The organism is Litorisediminivivens sp. KMU-197, assembly GCF_056858395.1.
Genome location: NZ_JBXEQG010000004.1, coordinates 244,280 through 260,986, shown reverse-complemented (window position 1 = coordinate 260,986; position 16,707 = coordinate 244,280). Strand labels below are relative to the sequence as shown.

The 16,707-nt window shown below is 67.5% G+C and carries 15 protein-coding genes; 12 read left to right on the top strand and 3 right to left on the bottom strand.

Annotated features, from left to right (window positions below; translation table 11 throughout):
- The first annotated feature begins 7 nt into the window (after nucleotides 1-7).
- The gene (locus AC04PT_RS11320) at nucleotides 8-1,351 is read left to right on the top strand and encodes an 8-oxoguanine deaminase (RefSeq protein ID WP_482873793.1); all 1,344 of its coding nucleotides are present in this window, start codon (nucleotides 8-10) and stop codon (nucleotides 1,349-1,351) included.
- The gene (locus tag AC04PT_RS11315) at nucleotides 1,338-1,775 is read left to right on the top strand and encodes a CAP domain-containing protein (protein WP_482873792.1); all 438 of its coding nucleotides are present in this window, start codon (nucleotides 1,338-1,340) and stop codon (nucleotides 1,773-1,775) included. The genes AC04PT_RS11320 and AC04PT_RS11315 overlap by 14 nt, the downstream gene beginning before the upstream one ends.
- A gap of 96 nt (nucleotides 1,776-1,871) precedes the next feature.
- Here the strand turns inward: AC04PT_RS11315 and guaD are convergent, their stop codons facing one another.
- Nucleotides 1,872-3,161, bottom strand: a complete 1,290-nt coding sequence (gene guaD, locus AC04PT_RS11310; protein WP_482873791.1) for a guanine deaminase — start codon at nucleotides 3,159-3,161, stop codon at nucleotides 1,872-1,874.
- Between the two features lie 127 nt (nucleotides 3,162-3,288).
- On the opposite strand from guaD, the gene mgtE reads away from it, so the two are divergent.
- The 5 genes from mgtE to AC04PT_RS11285 all read left to right on the top strand — a co-directional run bounded on the left by mgtE (nucleotide 3,289) and on the right by AC04PT_RS11285 (nucleotide 8,523).
- Entirely contained in the window at nucleotides 3,289-4,692 is a 1,404-nt protein-coding gene (gene mgtE, locus AC04PT_RS11305) for a magnesium transporter (protein ID WP_482873790.1), read from the top strand.
- Nucleotides 4,689-5,252 carry a 5-formyltetrahydrofolate cyclo-ligase gene (locus AC04PT_RS11300; RefSeq protein ID WP_482873789.1) on the top strand — a complete coding sequence of 188 codons (564 nt, stop codon included), beginning with the start codon at nucleotides 4,689-4,691 and terminating at the stop codon, nucleotides 5,250-5,252. The genes mgtE and AC04PT_RS11300 overlap by 4 nt, the downstream gene beginning before the upstream one ends.
- A 79-nt stretch (nucleotides 5,253-5,331) precedes the next feature.
- Nucleotides 5,332-5,745, top strand: coding sequence for an OsmC family protein (locus AC04PT_RS11295; protein WP_482873788.1), 414 nt, complete (start codon nucleotides 5,332-5,334; stop codon nucleotides 5,743-5,745).
- Nucleotides 5,746-5,823: 78 nt separating this feature from the next.
- Complete coding sequence (locus tag AC04PT_RS11290; RefSeq protein WP_482873787.1) at nucleotides 5,824-6,642, top strand: TIGR00282 family metallophosphoesterase; 819 nt, start codon at nucleotides 5,824-5,826, stop codon at nucleotides 6,640-6,642.
- A gap of 90 nt (nucleotides 6,643-6,732) precedes the next feature.
- Complete coding sequence (locus tag AC04PT_RS11285; RefSeq protein WP_482873786.1) at nucleotides 6,733-8,523, top strand: SLC13 family permease; 1,791 nt, start codon at nucleotides 6,733-6,735, stop codon at nucleotides 8,521-8,523.
- Here AC04PT_RS11285 and AC04PT_RS11280 read toward each other — a convergent pair.
- Nucleotides 8,514-9,248, bottom strand: coding sequence for a glutamine amidotransferase (locus AC04PT_RS11280; RefSeq protein ID WP_482873785.1), 735 nt, complete (start codon nucleotides 9,246-9,248; stop codon nucleotides 8,514-8,516). The two genes, AC04PT_RS11285 and AC04PT_RS11280, sit on opposite strands and share 10 nt — an antisense overlap.
- 111 nt (nucleotides 9,249-9,359) lie before the next feature.
- Nucleotides 9,360-11,132, bottom strand: a complete 1,773-nt coding sequence (locus AC04PT_RS11275; protein WP_482873784.1) for an SLC13 family permease — start codon at nucleotides 11,130-11,132, stop codon at nucleotides 9,360-9,362.
- Nucleotides 11,133-11,283: 151 nt separating this feature from the next.
- On the opposite strand from AC04PT_RS11275, the gene AC04PT_RS11270 reads away from it, so the two are divergent.
- The 5 genes from AC04PT_RS11270 to AC04PT_RS11250 all read left to right on the top strand — a co-directional run bounded on the left by AC04PT_RS11270 (nucleotide 11,284) and on the right by AC04PT_RS11250 (nucleotide 16,612).
- The gene (locus tag AC04PT_RS11270) at nucleotides 11,284-11,814 is read left to right on the top strand and encodes a MarR family winged helix-turn-helix transcriptional regulator (RefSeq protein WP_482873783.1); all 531 of its coding nucleotides are present in this window, start codon (nucleotides 11,284-11,286) and stop codon (nucleotides 11,812-11,814) included.
- Nucleotides 11,815-11,853: 39 nt separating this feature from the next.
- On the top strand, nucleotides 11,854-12,279 hold the full coding sequence (locus AC04PT_RS11265) for a group I truncated hemoglobin (RefSeq protein WP_482873782.1): 426 nt from the start codon (nucleotides 11,854-11,856) through the stop codon (nucleotides 12,277-12,279).
- A 134-nt stretch (nucleotides 12,280-12,413) separates the two neighbouring features.
- Nucleotides 12,414-13,154: a YebC/PmpR family DNA-binding transcriptional regulator gene (locus AC04PT_RS11260; RefSeq protein ID WP_482873781.1), complete on the top strand. Its 741-nt coding sequence runs from the start codon at nucleotides 12,414-12,416 to the stop codon at nucleotides 13,152-13,154.
- A gap of 371 nt (nucleotides 13,155-13,525) precedes the next feature.
- A complete protein-coding gene (locus tag AC04PT_RS11255; RefSeq protein WP_482873780.1) occupies nucleotides 13,526-14,665 on the top strand; it encodes a lytic murein transglycosylase in 1,140 nt (379 codons plus the stop codon).
- Between the two features lie 153 nt (nucleotides 14,666-14,818).
- The gene (locus AC04PT_RS11250; protein ID WP_482873779.1) at nucleotides 14,819-16,612 is read left to right on the top strand and encodes an HWE histidine kinase domain-containing protein; all 1,794 of its coding nucleotides are present in this window, start codon (nucleotides 14,819-14,821) and stop codon (nucleotides 16,610-16,612) included.
- Nucleotides 16,613-16,707 lie beyond the last annotated feature (95 nt).

Genomic DNA, 16,707 nt, shown 5'->3' with positions numbered 1-16,707 from the left:
TATCCGCATGTCTGAAATCCTGTTGAAGCGGGCCGGTCTGGTCCTGACCATGGACGACGCGTCCAGCGAACCGTGTGGCTGCGACATCCGCCTGAAAGACGGCGTGATCGCCGAAATCGGTTACGATCTGGAGAGCCGGGGCGAGGTGGTCGACACCTCTGGCTGTCTGGTCACGCCCGGGTTGGTGAACACGCACCATCACCTTTACCAGACGCTGACGCGCGCGGTGCCGGGCGGGCAGGATGCGCTGCTGTTCGGGTGGTTGCAGACGCTCTATCCGATCTGGGCGCGGTTCGGCCCGGAAGAGATGTTCGTCTCGGCGCAGGTCGGGCTGGCGGAACTGGCGCTGTCGGGCTGCACGATGTCGTCGGATCACCTGTATCTTTACCCCAACGGCGCGCGGCTGGATGACACCATCGCGGCGGCGGCTGAGGTTGGACTGCGGTTTCATCCGACGCGGGGCGCGATGTCGATCGGCGAAAGTGCGGGCGGGTTGCCGCCGGATTCGCTGGTCGAGAGGGAAAGCGTCATTCTGGACGACATGGTGCGGGTGGTGGACAGCTTCCACGACCCGTCGGAGGGGGCGATGGTGCGGGTGGGACTAGCGCCCTGTTCCCCGTTTTCCGTCAGCCGCGAGTTGATGCGGGACACCGCGCTGCTGGCCCGGGACAAGGGGGTGATGCTGCACACCCATCTGGCCGAGAACGACGAGGATATCGCCTATTCGCTGGAGACTTTCGGCTGCCGCCCCGGCCAGTACGCCGAGGACCTGGGCTGGACCGGGGACGATGTCTGGCACGCGCATTGCGTCAAGCTGGACGGAGATGAGATCGATCTGTTTGCCCGGAGCCGGACCGGGGTGGCGCATTGCCCGTGCTCGAACTGCCGGCTGGGGTCGGGGATCGCGCCGGTGCGGGCGATGCGTGACGCGGGCGTGAAGGTGGGGCTGGGTGTCGACGGCTCGGCCTCGAACGACACCGGCAACCTGGTGGCCGAGGCGCGCCAGGCGATGCTGCTTCAGCGGGTGGCGCGCGGGGCCGATGCGATGAGCGCGCGCGAGGCCCTGAGGATCGCGACGCGCGGCGGGGCCGAGGTGCTGGGCCGCGACGACTGTGGCCAGATCGCCGTAGGCAAGCGGGCGGATATCGCCGTCTGGGACATGACTGGGCAGGATACTGCCGGTTCATGGGACTGGGGCGCGGTGCTTCTTGCAGGTCCGTTAAGGGTTCGCGATCTATACGTCGAGGGGCGCACCGTGGTGCGCGGCGGCATGGTGGTTTCCTTCGATCTCGGGGCGGCCCTGCGCCGGCAGAACGAGATGGCAAGGAGATTGAGGGATGAACAGGCGTGACGTCCTGATCGGAGCAGCAAGTTTCATGATGGTTCCGGCGCTGCCGGCCATGGCGGCAGAGCGCCGGGCGCTGGACTGGGTCAACCAGTTCCGCCGCCAGCAAGGGCGCGGTGCCTTGCGCTGGTCGCCCGAGTTGACGCGGGCGGCGGAGGCGCATGCGCTGGACATGAGCCAGCGCGGGTTCTTTTCGCACACCGGCTCGGACGGGTCGAACGTGGGCAAGCGGGTGAAGCGCACCGGCTATCGCTGGTGCCGGGTGGCCGAGAACATCGCCCGCGGGCAAGGCAGCCTGGAGGCGGCGCTGACGGGCTGGCAGGGATCGGCCGGGCACCGCAAGAACATGTTGCACAGAGGCGTCAGCGACATCGGCGTCGCGCGCGGGCCGGGCAATACCTGGGTGATGGTGCTGGCGCGGGGCTGCTGATTAGAGCCGTTTGCCGACAGAGTGGTGCGTGGTGACATGCCCTTGTTCGGGAGGGGTGCAATTCGCCTTCTCGGACACGCGCGCCGGGGGGCTGGGTCAGGCCGGCGGCACGCACTTACCGTTGATCCAGGTGGCCCGCACCGCCCGGTCGTCGCCCATCATGATCGTGGGGAAGATCGATTCCCAGATGTCCGTGGCGCGCGCGTTCCGCTGGGCGATGGCGGGGGTCGAGGCGAGGTCGAGCACCACGAGATCGGCCTCCATGCGCGGGGCGAGGGTGCCGATCCGATCATCCAGGTGCAGCGCGCGGGCGGATCCGCATGTGGCGAGCCACAGCAGTTGCGCGGGATGCAGCGCGGTGCCGGTGAGTTGGCCGATCTCGTATGCGGCGGCCATGGTGCGCAGCATCGAGAAGCTTGACCCGCCGCCGGTGTCGGTGGCCAGCCCGATGTTCAGGCCACGGGATTTCAGGGCCGCCGTGCGAAACAGGCCGGACCCGATGAAGGTGTTGGACGTCGGACAGTGGATGAGCGCGGCGCCGGTCTCGTGCAGGCGGTCGATCTCGCGCGGTTCGAGGTGGATCGCGTGGCCGTAGAGGCCGCGTCGGTCCAGCAGCCCGTGCGCCTCGTAGGTGTCGAGGTAGTCGCGGGCCGTGGGAAAGAGGGCGCGGACCCAGGCGATCTCGTCCGTCTGTTCGCTGAGATGGGTCTGCATCAGGCAATCGGGGTGTTCGGCCCAGAGGGCACCGAGGGCCGCGAGCTGGTCAGGCGTTGAGGTCGGCGAGAAGCGCGGCGTGATGGCGTAGTGCAGCCGGTCCCGGCCGTGCCAGCGCTCAATCAGCGCCTTGCTGTCGTCATGGGCCGATTGCGCGGTGTCGCGCAGATCGTCCGGGGCGTTGCGGTCCATGCAGGTCTTCCCGGCGACGATGCACTGGCCGCGCGCCTGCGCCTCGGTGAACAGCGCGTCGACGCTGGCGGGGTGTATGGTGCAGAAGCTGGCCACGGTGGTGGTGCCATGGGCCGCCGTCAGGTCGAGATAGCGCCGCGCGATGGTGGCGGCATGGCCGGGATCGGCAAAGCGGGCCTCTTCGGGGAAGGTGTAGGTGTTGAGCCAGTCGATCAGCCGCAGGCCCCAGCTGGCGATGATCCCGGTCTGGGGATAGTGGGCGTGGGCGTCAATGAACCCGGCCGAGATCAGGTCGTCGCCGTAGGATACGACTTCGGCCTGTGGATGCCTTTCGCGCAGGGTGTCGGCCTCGTCCACCGCGAGGATACGGCCATTGTCGATCAGCACGCCGCCCCGGCGCCGGTGGGTGACGGCGCTGCCTGCGGGCACTTCGAAGGGGTCGTGGGTGAAGCTGAGGGTCTGTCCGGTGAGAAGCTGCATGACGGTCCCCGATGGCGCCCGCGTTCATGTCCGGGCCTTGCTGAAATCCTGCGTCAGACCGGTTGCTTTGGAAAGCGCTACCTGTATGTTTCGCCACAAATAACAGGCTCTGACCGATGGGGGTGTCATGGCGGACCAACTCGAAGACCGGCCGGAGGATCTGGCGCAAGAGACCGACGCCCACGAGGATGCCTATGCGCTGGACCGCAAGGCGGTAGCGGCGATCCTGCAGGCGGTCGAGGCGGGCGACCGCGAGACGCTGGTGGCGATGATGGACCCGCTCCACGCCGCCGACATCGCCGACCTTCTGGAGCAGGTCGATCCGCAGGACCGGGCGGCGCTGATCCGGCTTTATGACAAGGAATTCGACGGCGACATCCTGTCGGAGCTTGACGAGGGCATCCGCGAAGAGGTTATCGGGGTGCTGGCGCCCGAGGTGCTGGCCGATGCGGTGCGCGAACTGGAAAGCGACGATGTCGTCGACCTGATCGAAGACCTCGAGGAACCGCAGCAGGAGGCGATCCTCGGCGCGCTGGAAGACAGCGAGCGGGCGGCCGTGGAGCAGTCGCTGGCCTATCCGGAGTTCTCGGCCGGCCGTCTGATGCAGCGCGAGGTGGTGATGGCGCCGGAGCACTGGACGGTGGGCGATGCCATCGACTTCATGCGTGGCGAGGAGGAACTGCCTGAGCAGTTCTATCACATGACGCTGGTTGATCCGCGGATGCATCCGGTGGGCAACGTGGCGCTGGGCCGGATCATGGGGTCGCCGCGCGCGGTGCCGCTGACCGAGCTGGTCGAGGACATGTTCCAGACCATTCCGGCTACCCAGGACGAGGGCGACGTGGCTTATGCCTTCAACCAGTATCACCTGATTTCCGCACCGGTGGTGGATGACGAGGGCCGGCTGGTCGGCGTGATCACCATCGATGACGCCATGGCGGTTCTGGACGAGGAGCACGAGGAAGACATCATGCGGCTGGCCGGTGTCGGCGAGGGCTCGCTGTCGGACCGGGTGATCGAGACCACCAAGCAGCGGTTGCCCTGGCTGGCGGTGAACCTGGTGACGGCGGTGCTGGCCTCGCTGGTGATCGCGCAGTTCGAGGAGGCGATCGCGCAGCTGGTGGCGCTGGCGGTGCTGATGCCGATCGTGGCCTCGATGGGCGGCAACGCGGGGACGCAGTCGCTGACGGTGGCCGTCAGGGCGATTGCCACGCGCGACCTGACCGGCGCCAACGTCTGGCGGGTGATCCGGCGCGAATGTCTGGTGGGGCTGATCAACGGCGTGGTCTTCGCGGTCGTCATGGCGATTGTCGGGATTGTCTGGTTCGGCTCGCCCGCGCTGGGCTATGTGATCGCGGCGGCGATGGTGATCAACCTCGTGATCGCCGGGCTGGCCGGCACGGTGATCCCGGTGCTGCTTGAGAAGATGGGCGTCGATCCGGCGCTGGCCTCGGGGGCCTTCGTGACGACCGTGACCGACGTCGTGGGGTTCTTTGCCTTTCTGGGGCTGGCCGTGGTGGTGCTGTTGTGAGCGATCTGGACGCAGAGAAACACGTGGCGCGGGCGGCAGGGTTCGCCCGGCGCGCCGCGGCGCACGAGATCGCCGGGCCGGGGCGGGCAGGGCATCTGTCTTCGGTGCTGGCCGGCCATCGCGGGGTGCCGCTGGCAGGCTACATGGCGATGCGGTCCGAGATCGACCCGCTGCCGGTGATGGAGGAGGCCGCGGCGCATGGTCCGGTTTGCGTCCCGGTGATCGAGCAGAAGGGCAAGCCGCTGAAATTCGCGGTTTGGGAGCCCGGTTGCACCATGGTGGACGGCACATTCGGCGCGCGGGTGCCCGAGACACTGGCCTTCATCGAGCCGGAGATCCTGATCGTGCCGCTGGTGGCCTTTTCGCGGACCGGCGGCCGTCTGGGTTATGGCGGGGGGTTCTATGACCGCACGCTGGAGATGCTGCGGGCGAAGCGCCCGACACTGGCGATAGGATTTGCCTATGCCGCGCAGGAGGACCCGGACCTGCCGCTGGAGCCCACGGACCAGCCGCTCGACATGATCGTGACGGAACAGGGGATCATCACCCCCGGCCCCTGACGCGGACGTTGACGACTCTGTGTCAAAGGCGAAGGATGTCTGGCAAGGGCGTAGGTTCTGCCAGATACGGAGGTGCGGGATGAGTACGCATGTCACGACACGGTTCAGCCCGGTCCCCGGCACGGCCGCCGGCCTCGGGCTCATGCCCGGAGGCAAGACATTGCTTGCGGATCGACCGCAGGGGCGGGCCGGTGGCCAAGGGCTGGGCAGCAATGGCGCGGAGCTCTTGAGCGCCGCGCTGGGCGGATGTTTCTGGAACGATCTCCACTACGCGGCAGAGGCGGCGCAGACTCCGATCAGGGTGGAGTCGGTGGAGGCCGAAGTCGAGATGGCGGGCAATCCGCCCCGGGTGGTGCGTGCGCATGTCCGCGCGCAACTGTCCGGTGCACCGGAAGCGGTAATGGCGCAGATCTTCGAGGCCGCGGCGGAAAGCTCGACCATCGCCGGATCGCTCAAGGGGGCCTTCGAGACGGTGTTCGAACGCAAGCCCTGAGCGCGCCCGGCCCATGCGCCGCCAATCCGCTGCAATTGATCCCTTGCCCACGGGCCGCTGCCGCCGTACCCCGTCTGCATGCGGATTCTCTTTCTTGGTGACGTGGTGGGCCGTGGCGGCCGGACAGCGGTGACGGACCGGCTGCCGGCCTTGCGGGCCGAGTGGAAGCTCGATTTTGTGGTGGTCAACGGCGAAAACGCCAGTAATGGCGCCGGGCTGACCGGCGACCATGCAAAGCTGTTGCTGGAGGCCGGCGCCGATTGCCTCACCCTCGGCGACCATGCCTTCGACCAGCGCGACATGCTGCAATACATCGACCGCGAGCCGCGCATCCTGCGGCCGCTCAACTTCGCCAAGGACGCGCCGGGGCGCGGCGCCGCGATCTTCGATGCGGGCCGCGGCCGGCGCATCCTGGTGGCGCAGGTGCTGGGGCAGGTTTTCATGAAGCGGCCCTTCGCCGATCCGTTCTCGGCCGTCGACGCGGTGCTGAGCAAGCATCCCCGCGGCGGGCAGGTGCAGGCCAGCCTGATCGACATGCACTGCGAGGCCACCAGCGAAAAGATGGGCATGGGCCATTTCTGCGACGGGCGCGCCAGCGTCGTCGTCGGCACCCACACCCATGTGCCCACCGGCGACGCCCAGGTCCTGCCCGGCGGCACCGCCTATCTGACCGATGCCGGCATGTGCGGCGACTACAATTCGGTCATCGGCATGGAGAAGGCCGAGCCCCTGCGCCGCTTTGTCACCGGCATGCCCAAGGCGCGGTTCAAGCCCGCCACCGAGGAGGCCACGCTCAGCGGTCTCATGGTCGAGACCGACGACCGCACCGGCAAGGCCACCGCCGTTCACATGGTGCGCCAGGGGGGACGCCTGCAACAGGCCGGGCCGAATATCTGAGGCATCGCACCGCGGCCCTTGCCCCGCTGCCCGGCAAGGGTACAACGGGTCGGCGGGCGCGGCACAGGGTCCCGCGGCAAAGGGATACCGATGACCGACCTATTTGAACTGTCGCAGACCGGGCAGGCGCTGACCGCGCTGGGCGTCGTGGCCGCCATGTTCCTGCTTTTCGTCCGCGAGACCTATCCCACCGAGGTGGTGGCCATCGGCGGCGTTGCCGTGCTGCTGCTCACCGGCGTGCTGCCCTATGACCTCGCGCTCGAGGTGCTGTCGAACCCCGCGCCCTGGACCATCGCGGCGATGTTCCTCGTCATGGGGGCGCTGGTCCGGACAGGCGCGCTCGACGTGCTGACCCGTGCCGCCGAGCGCAGCGCCGAGGTGGCGCCGAAGCGGGCGGTCGCGGGGGTGATCCTGATGGTGATGTCGGCCTCGGCGATCATGAACAACACGCCGGTGGTGGTGGTGATGATCCCGGTGGTGGTGCGGCTCAGCCAGACGCTGGGCATGAAGGCCTCGAAGCTGCTGATCCCGCTGAGCTATGCGGCCATCATGGGCGGCTCACTGACCCTGATCGGCACCTCGACCAACCTGTTGGTCGACGGCGTGGCCCGCGCCCAGGGGCTGGCGCCCTTCGGCATCTTCGAAATCCTGCCCATCGGGCTGGTGGTCTGCGCCACCGGTCTGGTGTTCCTGACCGTGCTCGGCCCCCGCCTGCTGCCCGACCGCGATTCGATGGCCAACATGCTCTCGGGCGACCGGTCGCGGATGAAGTTCTTCACCGAGGCGGTGATCCCCCCCGAAAGCAACCTCGTGGGCCGCGAGGTGCTGGGCGTGCAGCTTTTCAAGCGCGAGGGCGTGCGGCTGATCGACGTGATCCGCGGCGACACCTCGCTCCGGCGCAACCTCGGCGTGGTCAAGCTCGAGGTCGGCGACCGTGTGGTGCTGCGCACCAAGATGACCGAACTGCTGTCCCTGCAGCGCAACAAGGAGCTCAAGCGCGTCGACCAGGTCTCGACGGTCGAGACCTCGACGGTCGAGGTGCTGATCACCCCGGGCTGCAAGATGGTCGGGCGCAGCCTCGGCGACCTGCGCCTGCGCCGCCGTTACGGGGTCTATCCGCTGGCCGTGCACCGAAGGGCGCAGAACATCGGCCGGCAGCTCGACCAGATCGTGGTGCGGGTGGGCGACACCCTGCTGCTCGAAGGCGCGCCGGCGGACATCCAGCGGCTGGCCGCCGACATGGACCTTGTCGATGTCTCGCATCCCTCGGCGCGGGCCTTCCGCCGGGGTCACGCCCCCATTGCCATCGGCGCGCTGCTGGGCATCGTGGTGCTGGCGGCGCTGGGCGTCGCGCCGATCCTCGTGCTGGCGGTCATCGCGCTGGCGCTGGTGCTCTTGACCCGCTGCATCGACGCCGACGAGGCGTTCTCCTTCGTCGAAGGCCGCCTGCTGGCGCTGATCTTCTCGATGCTGGCGGTGGGCGCGGCCTTGCAACATTCCGGCGCGGTGACGCTGATCGTCGACAACATCGCCCCGGGGTTGGCGCAACTGCCGCCGCCGCTGGTGGTGTTCTGCGTCTTCCTGCTGACCACGACCTTCACCGAGATCGTGTCGAACAATGCCGTCGCCGTCATCATGGCGCCGATCGCCATTGGACTCGGGCAGGCGCTGGGCCTCGACCCGCGGCCGCTGGTGGTGGCGGTGATGATCGCGGCGTCCTGCGCCTTCGCCACGCCGATCGGGTACCAGACCAACACGCTGGTCTACGGGCCGGGCGGCTACCGCTTCACCGATTTCATGCGCGTCGGCATCCCGATGAACATCGCCATCTCGGTGCTGGCCAGCATCGCCATCCCGTTCTTCTGGCCGCTTCAGCCATAGCGCTCCACGAAGCGGCGCAGCACCTTCTCGGGCTGGGTGACGTCGGCGGCAAGGCAGGTGGCGATCAATTCGTCGGCGGTCTCGGGCGGGAAGTAGCCGTGGTTGCGATAGGTCCGGATGCGGGTTTCGAAGACGCGGCCATCGGCCTCGGGATGGAACTGGGTGGCATAGACGTTCTGCCCGTAGCGCAGCATCTGGAACGGGCAGGGACCCGAGGTGACGAGGTGTGTGCAGCCCGGCGGAAGCTCCTGCAGCGCCTCCTTGTGGCCGACGAAGGCGTGGAAGTCCTGTGGCACCCCCTCGAGCAGCGCGTCGCCGGCACCGTCCTCGGTCAGGTGACACAACACCGGCCCCACCGGTTCGCCGTAGCGGCGCTTGGACACCTCCGCGCCGAGATGCGCGCCGAAGATTCCTATGCCGTAGCAGCAGCCCATGAAGGGATGGTCCGCCGCGGTAATCGCCGGCATCAGCGACAGCACCGCCTGTTCGATCCTTGCCTCGACCGGGGTCTTTTCCGCCGGCGGGTCCGAGACGCACCCCGGCCCGCCGCCGACGATCACCCCGGCAAAATCACGCGGGTCCAGACCCGCGGGCAACGCCTCGCGGTCCAGCCGGATGCGGTGACACCGGTCCTCCGCCAGCCCCGCCTTGGCGAGGATCGCGTCGTATTCCCCGTCCGAGGCATCGGTTTCGGGCCGCAACTGCAAGATCAGGAACTGTCCCATGTCAGGCTCCTCGTTCAACCGCTTCTTCTGGCCGGAAATATCCCGGGGGTTTGGGGGCAGGGCCCCCAACCGTCAAACCTGTGCGCCGCAGGCGCTCATCGTGAAGGCGCCTCACAGCGGCCAGAAGATCAGGATGGACGGGATCGAGACCGCGATCACCAGCACCTCCAGCGGCAGTCCCATGCGCCAGTAGTCGCCGAAATGATAGCCGCCGGGGCCGAGGATCAGCGTGTTGTTCTTGTGCCCGATGGGGGTGAGGAACGCCGCCGAGGCAGCCACCGCCACCGCCATCAGGAACGGGTCGGGTGAGACGTCGAGCGCGCGGGCCATCTGGATGCCCACCGGGGCCGCGACGATCGCCGTGGCGGTGTTGTTCAGCACGTCCGACAGAGTCATCGTCACCACCATCAGCACGGTCAGCACCGCCCAGACCGGCCAGCCTTCGGTCAGCCCCACCAGCGCGCCGGCGATCAGCTCGGTCCCGCCCGAGGTCTCCAGCGCCGCGCCGAGCGGGATCATCGAACCCAGAAGCACCACCACCGGCCATTCGATGTGATCGTACAGTTCGACCAGCGGGATGATCTTCAGAAGCACGTAGGCCACCACCACCAGCCCCAGCGCCACCGGCAGGTAGATCAGCCCGAAGCTCGCCGCCGCCACCGCTGCCGCGAACAGACCGATCGCGGCCCAGGTCTTCGAGTTCTGCGTCACCGCCAGCCCCCGGTCGGCCAGCGGCAGCACCCCCAGCCAGTCGGTGACCGATGTGGCGGTCTCGCGCGGGGCCAGAAGCAGCAGGATGTCGCCCGGCTCGATTACCGTCTGGCGCATCTGCTTGGTGATCCGCCGGCCCTTGCGCGAGATGCCCATGAGAATGGTGCGGTGCCGCCAGGTCAGCCCGACGCCCTGCACCGTGCGACCGTTGAGACGCGAGGTATCCGGCACCACCACCTCGATCAGGCTCAGGCCTTCGCTTTCGGCCTTCAGCAGTTCCTCGCGCCGTTCGTCGGCAAAGGCGAGGTCGAGCGTGGTGCGGAACTCGTCCAGCGCGTCGGGCGTGGCTTCCAGCACCAGCGCGTCGCCGGCCTCGATCTGGTTGTTGAGCACCGCGCCATAGCGCCGCCGGTTGTCGCGGATCAGGCCCACGATGGCGACATCGGCCTTGTCGGCCTCCTCGATCAGGTCGCGGACCCGTTTGCCGATCACCTTGTTCTCGGGCGGCACGGTCAGCTCGGCGATATAGGGGTCCAGTTCACCCGCCTTGCTGAGCGCGTCCTCGCGCTGCGGGATGAACCGCCAGCCGATCAGCGCCACGAAGGCAAGGCCGACCCCGGCGGCGACCACGCCCACCGGCGCGAAGTCGAACATCCGGAAGGGCGCGCCGAGGGTCTCGCCGCGGATGGCGGCGATGATGATGTTCGGCGGGGTGCCGATCAGCGTGACCATGCCGCCGAGGATGGTGGCGAAGCTGAGCGGCATCAGCGATTGGGCGGGCGAGCGTCCGGCCTTGCGCGCGGTCTGGATGTCGACCGGCATCAGCAGCGCCAGCGCCGCCACGTTGTTCATGAACCCCGACAGGACGGCGCCGACCCCGCCCATGATGGCGATGTGGGTGCCCAGCTTGCGGCCTGAATCGACCAGCGTGCGGGTGATCAGCATCACCGCGCCCGAGCGCACCAGCCCGGCCGAGACCACCAGCACCAGCGCCACGATCAGCGTTGCCGGATGGCCGAAGCCCGAAAAGGCGTCCTTGGTTTCGACCACGCCGAGCACCACGCCGAGAAGCAGCGCCGAGAAGGCCACGATGTCGTATCGGAACTTGCCCCAGAGCAGGAAGCCGAAGACGGCGCCGAAAAGCGAGAAGAGGATGATCTGATCAGTCGTCATGGCCCTAGTCCTAACCCCGCTTCGACTGGCGGGACAGAAAGATTTCCTCCGAATCGGAGGATATGTTATTCAGGCATGTATAGTTCATGCGTGAATAAAAAGCCGCAGTCTCTTGTGGGAGACGGTTTGCGGATCGAAGTGGAAAGGTGCCATGGCCGAAACCGACGCGAGCCAGACCGGCAAGGACGCCGATGACATGCCGGCGGGCAAGGTTCGGCTGGAGGACCAGCTTTGTTTCGCGCTCTATGCCGCGACCAACGCGGTGACGCGGGCCTATCGACCGGACCTGATGGCGCTCGGGCTGACCTATCCGCAGTACCTGATGATGATGGTGCTCTGGCAGCAGGGCAGCGCCACCCCGTCCGAGATCGCCCGGCGGCTTGGGCTGGGGCTGAACGCGGTGACGCCGCTGGCCGATCAGCTTGTCGCCGCAGGCTTCGCCGACCGCAGCCGCAGCACCGAGGACCGCCGCAAGGTGGTGATCACGCTGACGCCGAAGGGCGCGGATGTCGAGCGCCATGCCGCGCGGGTCCAGAATGGGGTGGTCTGCCGCACCGGACTGCCGCCCGAGCGCTTTGCCGCGCTGCGCGAGGCCCTGCACGCATTGACCGAGGAAATGACCGGAATGCCCGGACCCGACGGCCGGCGCAGGGAGGCGCCGCAGCGGAACGACCGGGACTGACAGCCCCATCGCGGGCATAGCAACGGGAGGAGCCAGCCCATGACCCAGAAGATCGACGACATCACCGCCGAAGCCCCCTATGACAAGAGCGACGACAGCCTCTATTCCCGCCTTGGCGGGCTTTACGGAATTTCCGCCGCGGTCGACAACCTCGTGGACCGGCTTTACGTTAACCAGTTCGGCAACGCCAATCCCAAGGTCGCCGAGTTCCACGAGCAGCAGGGCCACGCCGGGTTCAAGTTCCTGGTCACCGCATGGTCGGTCCAGGAGACCGGCGGCCCGGCGATCTATCCCGGGCGCGACATGCGCGAGAGCCATGCGCATCTGAACGTCACGGCGCGCGAATTCGACATGGTGCGCACCGAGATCAAGACATCGCTCTACCAACTCAACGTGCCGGAACGTGAATTCGACGAGTTCATGGCGATCATCGATTCTTACGAGGACATGGTCGTCTCAGGCTGACATTCCGCCCCGGGTCCGACGGCGCGGCCGCCGGGGCGGGGAAACCTGACCCGGCAGCCGGTGCACCACCTTGCGAATGCCTGCCCGGCTGCATTATAGAAGCGCCTGATCAGCAGACAGGACGCGAGGCAGCCATGGCCGGCCATTCAAAATGGGCAAACATCCAGCACCGCAAGGGGCGCCAGGACGCGGCGCGCTCCAAGCTCTTTTCCAAGCTCTCGAAAGAGATCACCGTCGCCGCCAAGATGGGCGATCCGGACCCGGACAAGAACCCGCGCCTGCGGCTGGCCGTCAAGGAAGCCAAATCGCAGTCGGTGCCCAAGGACGTGATCGACCGGGCGATCAAGAAATCGCAGGCCAACGAGGGCGACGATTACGAGGAAATCCGCTACGAGGGCTATGGCCCCGGTGGCGTCGCGGTGATCGTCGAGGCGATGACCGACAACCGCAACCGGACCGCGTCCAACGTGCGCTCGACCTTCACCAAGGCGGGCGGCAATCTGGGCGAGACCGGATCGGTCGGCTTCATGTTCGAGCGCAAGGGCGAGATCGTCTATCCGGCGGACGCAGGTGACGCCGACACGGTGATGATGGCCGCGATCGAGGCCGGCGCCGAGGATGTCGAAAGCTCGGACGACGGGCACGTGATCTATTGCGCGGATACCGACCTGAACGAGGTGTCGAACGCGCTGGAGGCCGAACTGGGCGAGAGCGAATCGACAAAGCTGATCTGGAAGCCGTCGACCACAACCGAGTTGGACCTCGACGGGATGCAGAAGCTGATGAAGCTGATCGACGCGCTGGAAGACGACGACGATGTGCAACGGGTGACGGCCAACTTCGAAGCCTCGGACGAGGTGATGGACGCGCTTTGAGGCGACTTGCCGGATTGACGGGCGCCGGTTTTCCGTCCGCAATCGCGCCGGTCCTGCCAGAGCGTGTTGCAGGAAAAGTGGGCACCGGTTTTCCGTCCGCAATCGCGCCGGTCCGGCCAGAGCGTATTGCAGGAAAAGTGGGCACCGGTTTTCCGTCCGCAATCGCGCCGATCCAAACTGTGCGCCTGGCGGCGCGCCGGAGGCCTCGGCCCCCATCCTGACCTTCCCCCGGACACGGGGGAAGGAACCCTGTGGCGGGTCTACCCTGACAAGCGACCGTCGTGCGCGGAGCGGCGCCGGGGCGATGGCGTGCCGATTGCACCCGGCCCGCGATCGTCTAGTCTGCGCGGAGCAGCAACAGGGGCGGTGCGATGCAGGTATCGAGACGACAGGTCGGATTGGGATTGGCGGCATTGTGGCTGACAGGCTGCGGCGGTGGGGCCGTGAGCGTCGGCGGCGCGTCGGGCGGGCTGCCGGCGGACCTGAGACCGGTGGCGAACGCCGGCTATGACGCCTGGGTCGCGGCGTTTCGCGGACGCGCGGCGGCGCGCGGGATCAGCCAGTCGACGCTGGACGGGGCGTTCCGCGGGACCGGGTATCTTCCGGGAGTGGTCACGCGGGACCGCAACCAGACCGAATTCAAGCGCTCGCTGGAGGACTACCTGTCAATCGCGGCCTCGGACGAGCGTGTGGCCAAGGGACGCGCGGCCTTTCGGCGGCATCAAGGCACCCTGCGGGCGATCGAGGCGCGCTATGGCGTCGATGCTCATATCTTGACGGCGATCTGGGGGCTGGAGAGCTTCTACGGGGAACGGCAGGGACAGATCCCGGTGATCTCGGCGACCTCGACCCTGGCCTATGACGGGCGGCGCGGGGTGTTTTTCGAGAAGCAGCTTCTGGCGGCGCTGCGGATCATCCAGAACGGCGATATCGCCGCCAGCCGCATGACCGGAAGCTGGGCCGGGGCGATGGGGCATACGCAGTTCATCCCGACGACGTTCCGGGAATACGCGGTGGATTTCACCGGTGACGGGCGGCGCGACATCTGGGCTTCGGACCCGACGGACGCGCTGGCCTCGGCCGCCAACCTGCTGGCGCGGAGCGGCTGGCGGCGCGGCCAGCGCTGGGGGGCGGAGGCCGGTGCCGGTGCGCCTTCGGGACGCCGGTTGCAGCCGCAGGCGGGTGGGCCGGTCTTCGTGGTGACAAGCAATTTCAGCACCATCAAGCGCTATAACAACTCGGACGCCTATGCGCTGGGTGTCGGGCACCTTGCGGCCCGGATCGCCGGGGGCGGGCCGCTGCGCACGGCGTTTCCGCCGGATGCCTACGGCTTGACCAAGGCGCAACGGATCCGGATGCAGCAGCGGCTGACGGCGCAGGGCTTCGACACCGGCGGCGCCGACGGGGTGATCGGCGACATGACCCGCGCCGCGATCCGGGCCTATCAGGCGCGCAATGGCCTGCCGGTGACCGGCGACCCCTCAATCGCGCTGTTGACGGCGCTGGGCTGACTGACAGGGGCGCCGGGTTGACGCAACGGCAGTGCGAGCGGCCCGAATTTGCTTTTGCCGCTGGCGGAGATCCGTCTAATCTTGACCTGTCGCCGGATCGGGGTTGACCCCTCGTGCGGCGGACCTTTCGGGCTTGAAGGAGACTGTCGGCTGGTGACTACGGATGCGGACCTGAACGATGCCGACCTGCGTGCGTTGCTCGATCATACGGTGGGTTTCGTCGGGCTGCTGCGGCCGGACGGTACCCTGACCGAGGCCAATGCCCCGGCGCTGGAGGCCGGTGGCGTCAGCCGGAACGACGTGATCGGCCGCAAGTTCTGGGACACCTACTGGTGGTCGCATGATCCGACAGAAATCACCCGGATGAAGGATGCGGTAAGCCGCGCGGCCGCTGGCGAAACGGTGCGTTATGACGCGGTGGTGCGGATGGCGGGGGATACCCGCATGGACATCGCATTTATGCTGGCGCCGCTGCGCAACGCGGCGGGCGAGATCACGGCGCTGGTGCCGTCGGGCTTCGACATCACCGAGCGCAAGGCTGCCGAGACCCGGCTGCGCGCCGCCCATGATGCGCTCAGGCATGTGGTCGACCATTCGCCGTTCGGCATCTACACGGTGGACGCCGATTTCAGGGTTGCGCAGGTCAGCGACGGCGCGCGGCGGGTGTTCGAAAGCATCCGTCCGCTGCACGGGCGCGACTTCGAGGAGGTGCTGCGGATCATCTGGCCCGAACCCTTCGCCACCGAGGCCATCGGACATTTCCGCCATACGCTGGAGACCGGTGAGCCCTATGGCTCGCCCAGCACCATCGAGACCCGTGCCGATATCGGTGCGGTCGAGGCCTATGACTGGAAGATCGAGCGTCTGCTGCTTCCCGACGGACGGCCCGGGGTGGTCTGCCATTTCTACGACCTGTCCGAGCGCCAGCGCCACGAGGCCCAGATCGAGACGCTGTTGCATGAGATCAACCACCGGGCCAAGAACATGCTGGCCCTTGTGCTGTCGATCGCGCGGCAGACGGCATCTACGCGGCCGGAGGAGTTTCTCGAGCGGTTCGCGCAGCGTGTTCAGGGGCTTGCGGCTGGGCAGGACCTGCTGATCGACAGCAGTTGGCAGCCGGTGTCGCTGGATGCGCTGATCGAGGCGCAACTCGGGTTCGTCAAGGATCTGATCGGGGCGCGCATTCATCTGGACGGGCCGGAGGTCGCGGTTACTGCCGCCGCGGCGCAGTCCATCGGGCTGGCGATGCATGAACTTGCCGCCAACGCGGTGAACTACGGCGCGCTGTCGGGCGAGACCGGCGAAGTTCGGATCGGCTGGCAGGTGACCGGCACCGACGAGACGTCTGTCCTGACGCTGGAATGGGTGGAACTTGGCGGACCGAAGATCGTGCCGCCCAGCCGCAGCGGGTTTGGCTCCAGCGTCACCGGCGATCTGGTGCGCAAGTCGCTGAATGGCGAGGTTGAGACCCGGTTCGAGCCGACCGGGCTTGTCTGGCGGTTTTCCTGCCCGACCGAGGACGTGGCCGAGATCAGGGCGCTGGCACAGACCAAAGCGCCATCGGCGGGACCACGTGCGGCAGAGGAGACGGCGGAGAACAACAGTATCCTCGTCGTAGACGACGAGACGTTGATCGCGCTGGATATATCGGACACGCTGACGGAGGCGGGTTTCGAAGTGCTGGGCCCGGCGCGGACCGTCGAGCAGGCGCTGGAACTGATCGGCACGTCGAGGTGCCGCGCCGCGATCCTTGACGTCAACCTTGGCCGCGGGTCTTCGGAACCGCTGGTGACGGAGCTGGGACGGCTGGGCATTCCGTTCATCGCGGTGTCTGGCTACAGCGCCGATCAGCTGCCCGAGAGCTTCCGGACGGCGCCGCTGGTGGGCAAGCCGCTGAACATGTCGGTTCTGGTGGAACGGCTGAACCGGCTTCTCGAAAAGGCGTGACGACCCAAGACCTGACCCGCGCCCGCGGCGTTATTCCGAAGCATTTTAGATGTTGGGGAAACCTTAAGGGGTGCGGGGCCATTCTGCGCCAAACG

Coding starts and splice junctions, on each gene's coding strand:
- AC04PT_RS11285 (WP_482873786.1), top strand. CDS start 6,733: ATGACCGACCTATTTGAACTGTCGCAGACCGGGCAGGCGCTGACCGCG.
- AC04PT_RS11275 (WP_482873784.1), bottom strand. CDS start 11,132: ATGACGACTGATCAGATCATCCTCTTCTCGCTTTTCGGCGCCGTCTTC.
- AC04PT_RS11315 (WP_482873792.1), top strand. CDS start 1,338: ATGAACAGGCGTGACGTCCTGATCGGAGCAGCAAGTTTCATGATGGTT.
- AC04PT_RS11255 (WP_482873780.1), top strand. CDS start 13,526: ATGCAGGTATCGAGACGACAGGTCGGATTGGGATTGGCGGCATTGTGG.
- AC04PT_RS11320 (WP_482873793.1), top strand. CDS start 8: ATGTCTGAAATCCTGTTGAAGCGGGCCGGTCTGGTCCTGACCATGGAC.
- AC04PT_RS11280 (WP_482873785.1), bottom strand. CDS start 9,248: ATGGGACAGTTCCTGATCTTGCAGTTGCGGCCCGAAACCGATGCCTCG.
- mgtE (WP_482873790.1), top strand. CDS start 3,289: ATGGCGGACCAACTCGAAGACCGGCCGGAGGATCTGGCGCAAGAGACC.
- AC04PT_RS11265 (WP_482873782.1), top strand. CDS start 11,854: ATGACCCAGAAGATCGACGACATCACCGCCGAAGCCCCCTATGACAAG.
- AC04PT_RS11270 (WP_482873783.1), top strand. CDS start 11,284: ATGGCCGAAACCGACGCGAGCCAGACCGGCAAGGACGCCGATGACATG.
- AC04PT_RS11295 (WP_482873788.1), top strand. CDS start 5,332: ATGAGTACGCATGTCACGACACGGTTCAGCCCGGTCCCCGGCACGGCC.
- AC04PT_RS11260 (WP_482873781.1), top strand. CDS start 12,414: ATGGCCGGCCATTCAAAATGGGCAAACATCCAGCACCGCAAGGGGCGC.
- guaD (WP_482873791.1), bottom strand. CDS start 3,161: ATGCAGCTTCTCACCGGACAGACCCTCAGCTTCACCCACGACCCCTTC.
- AC04PT_RS11290 (WP_482873787.1), top strand. CDS start 5,824: ATGCGGATTCTCTTTCTTGGTGACGTGGTGGGCCGTGGCGGCCGGACA.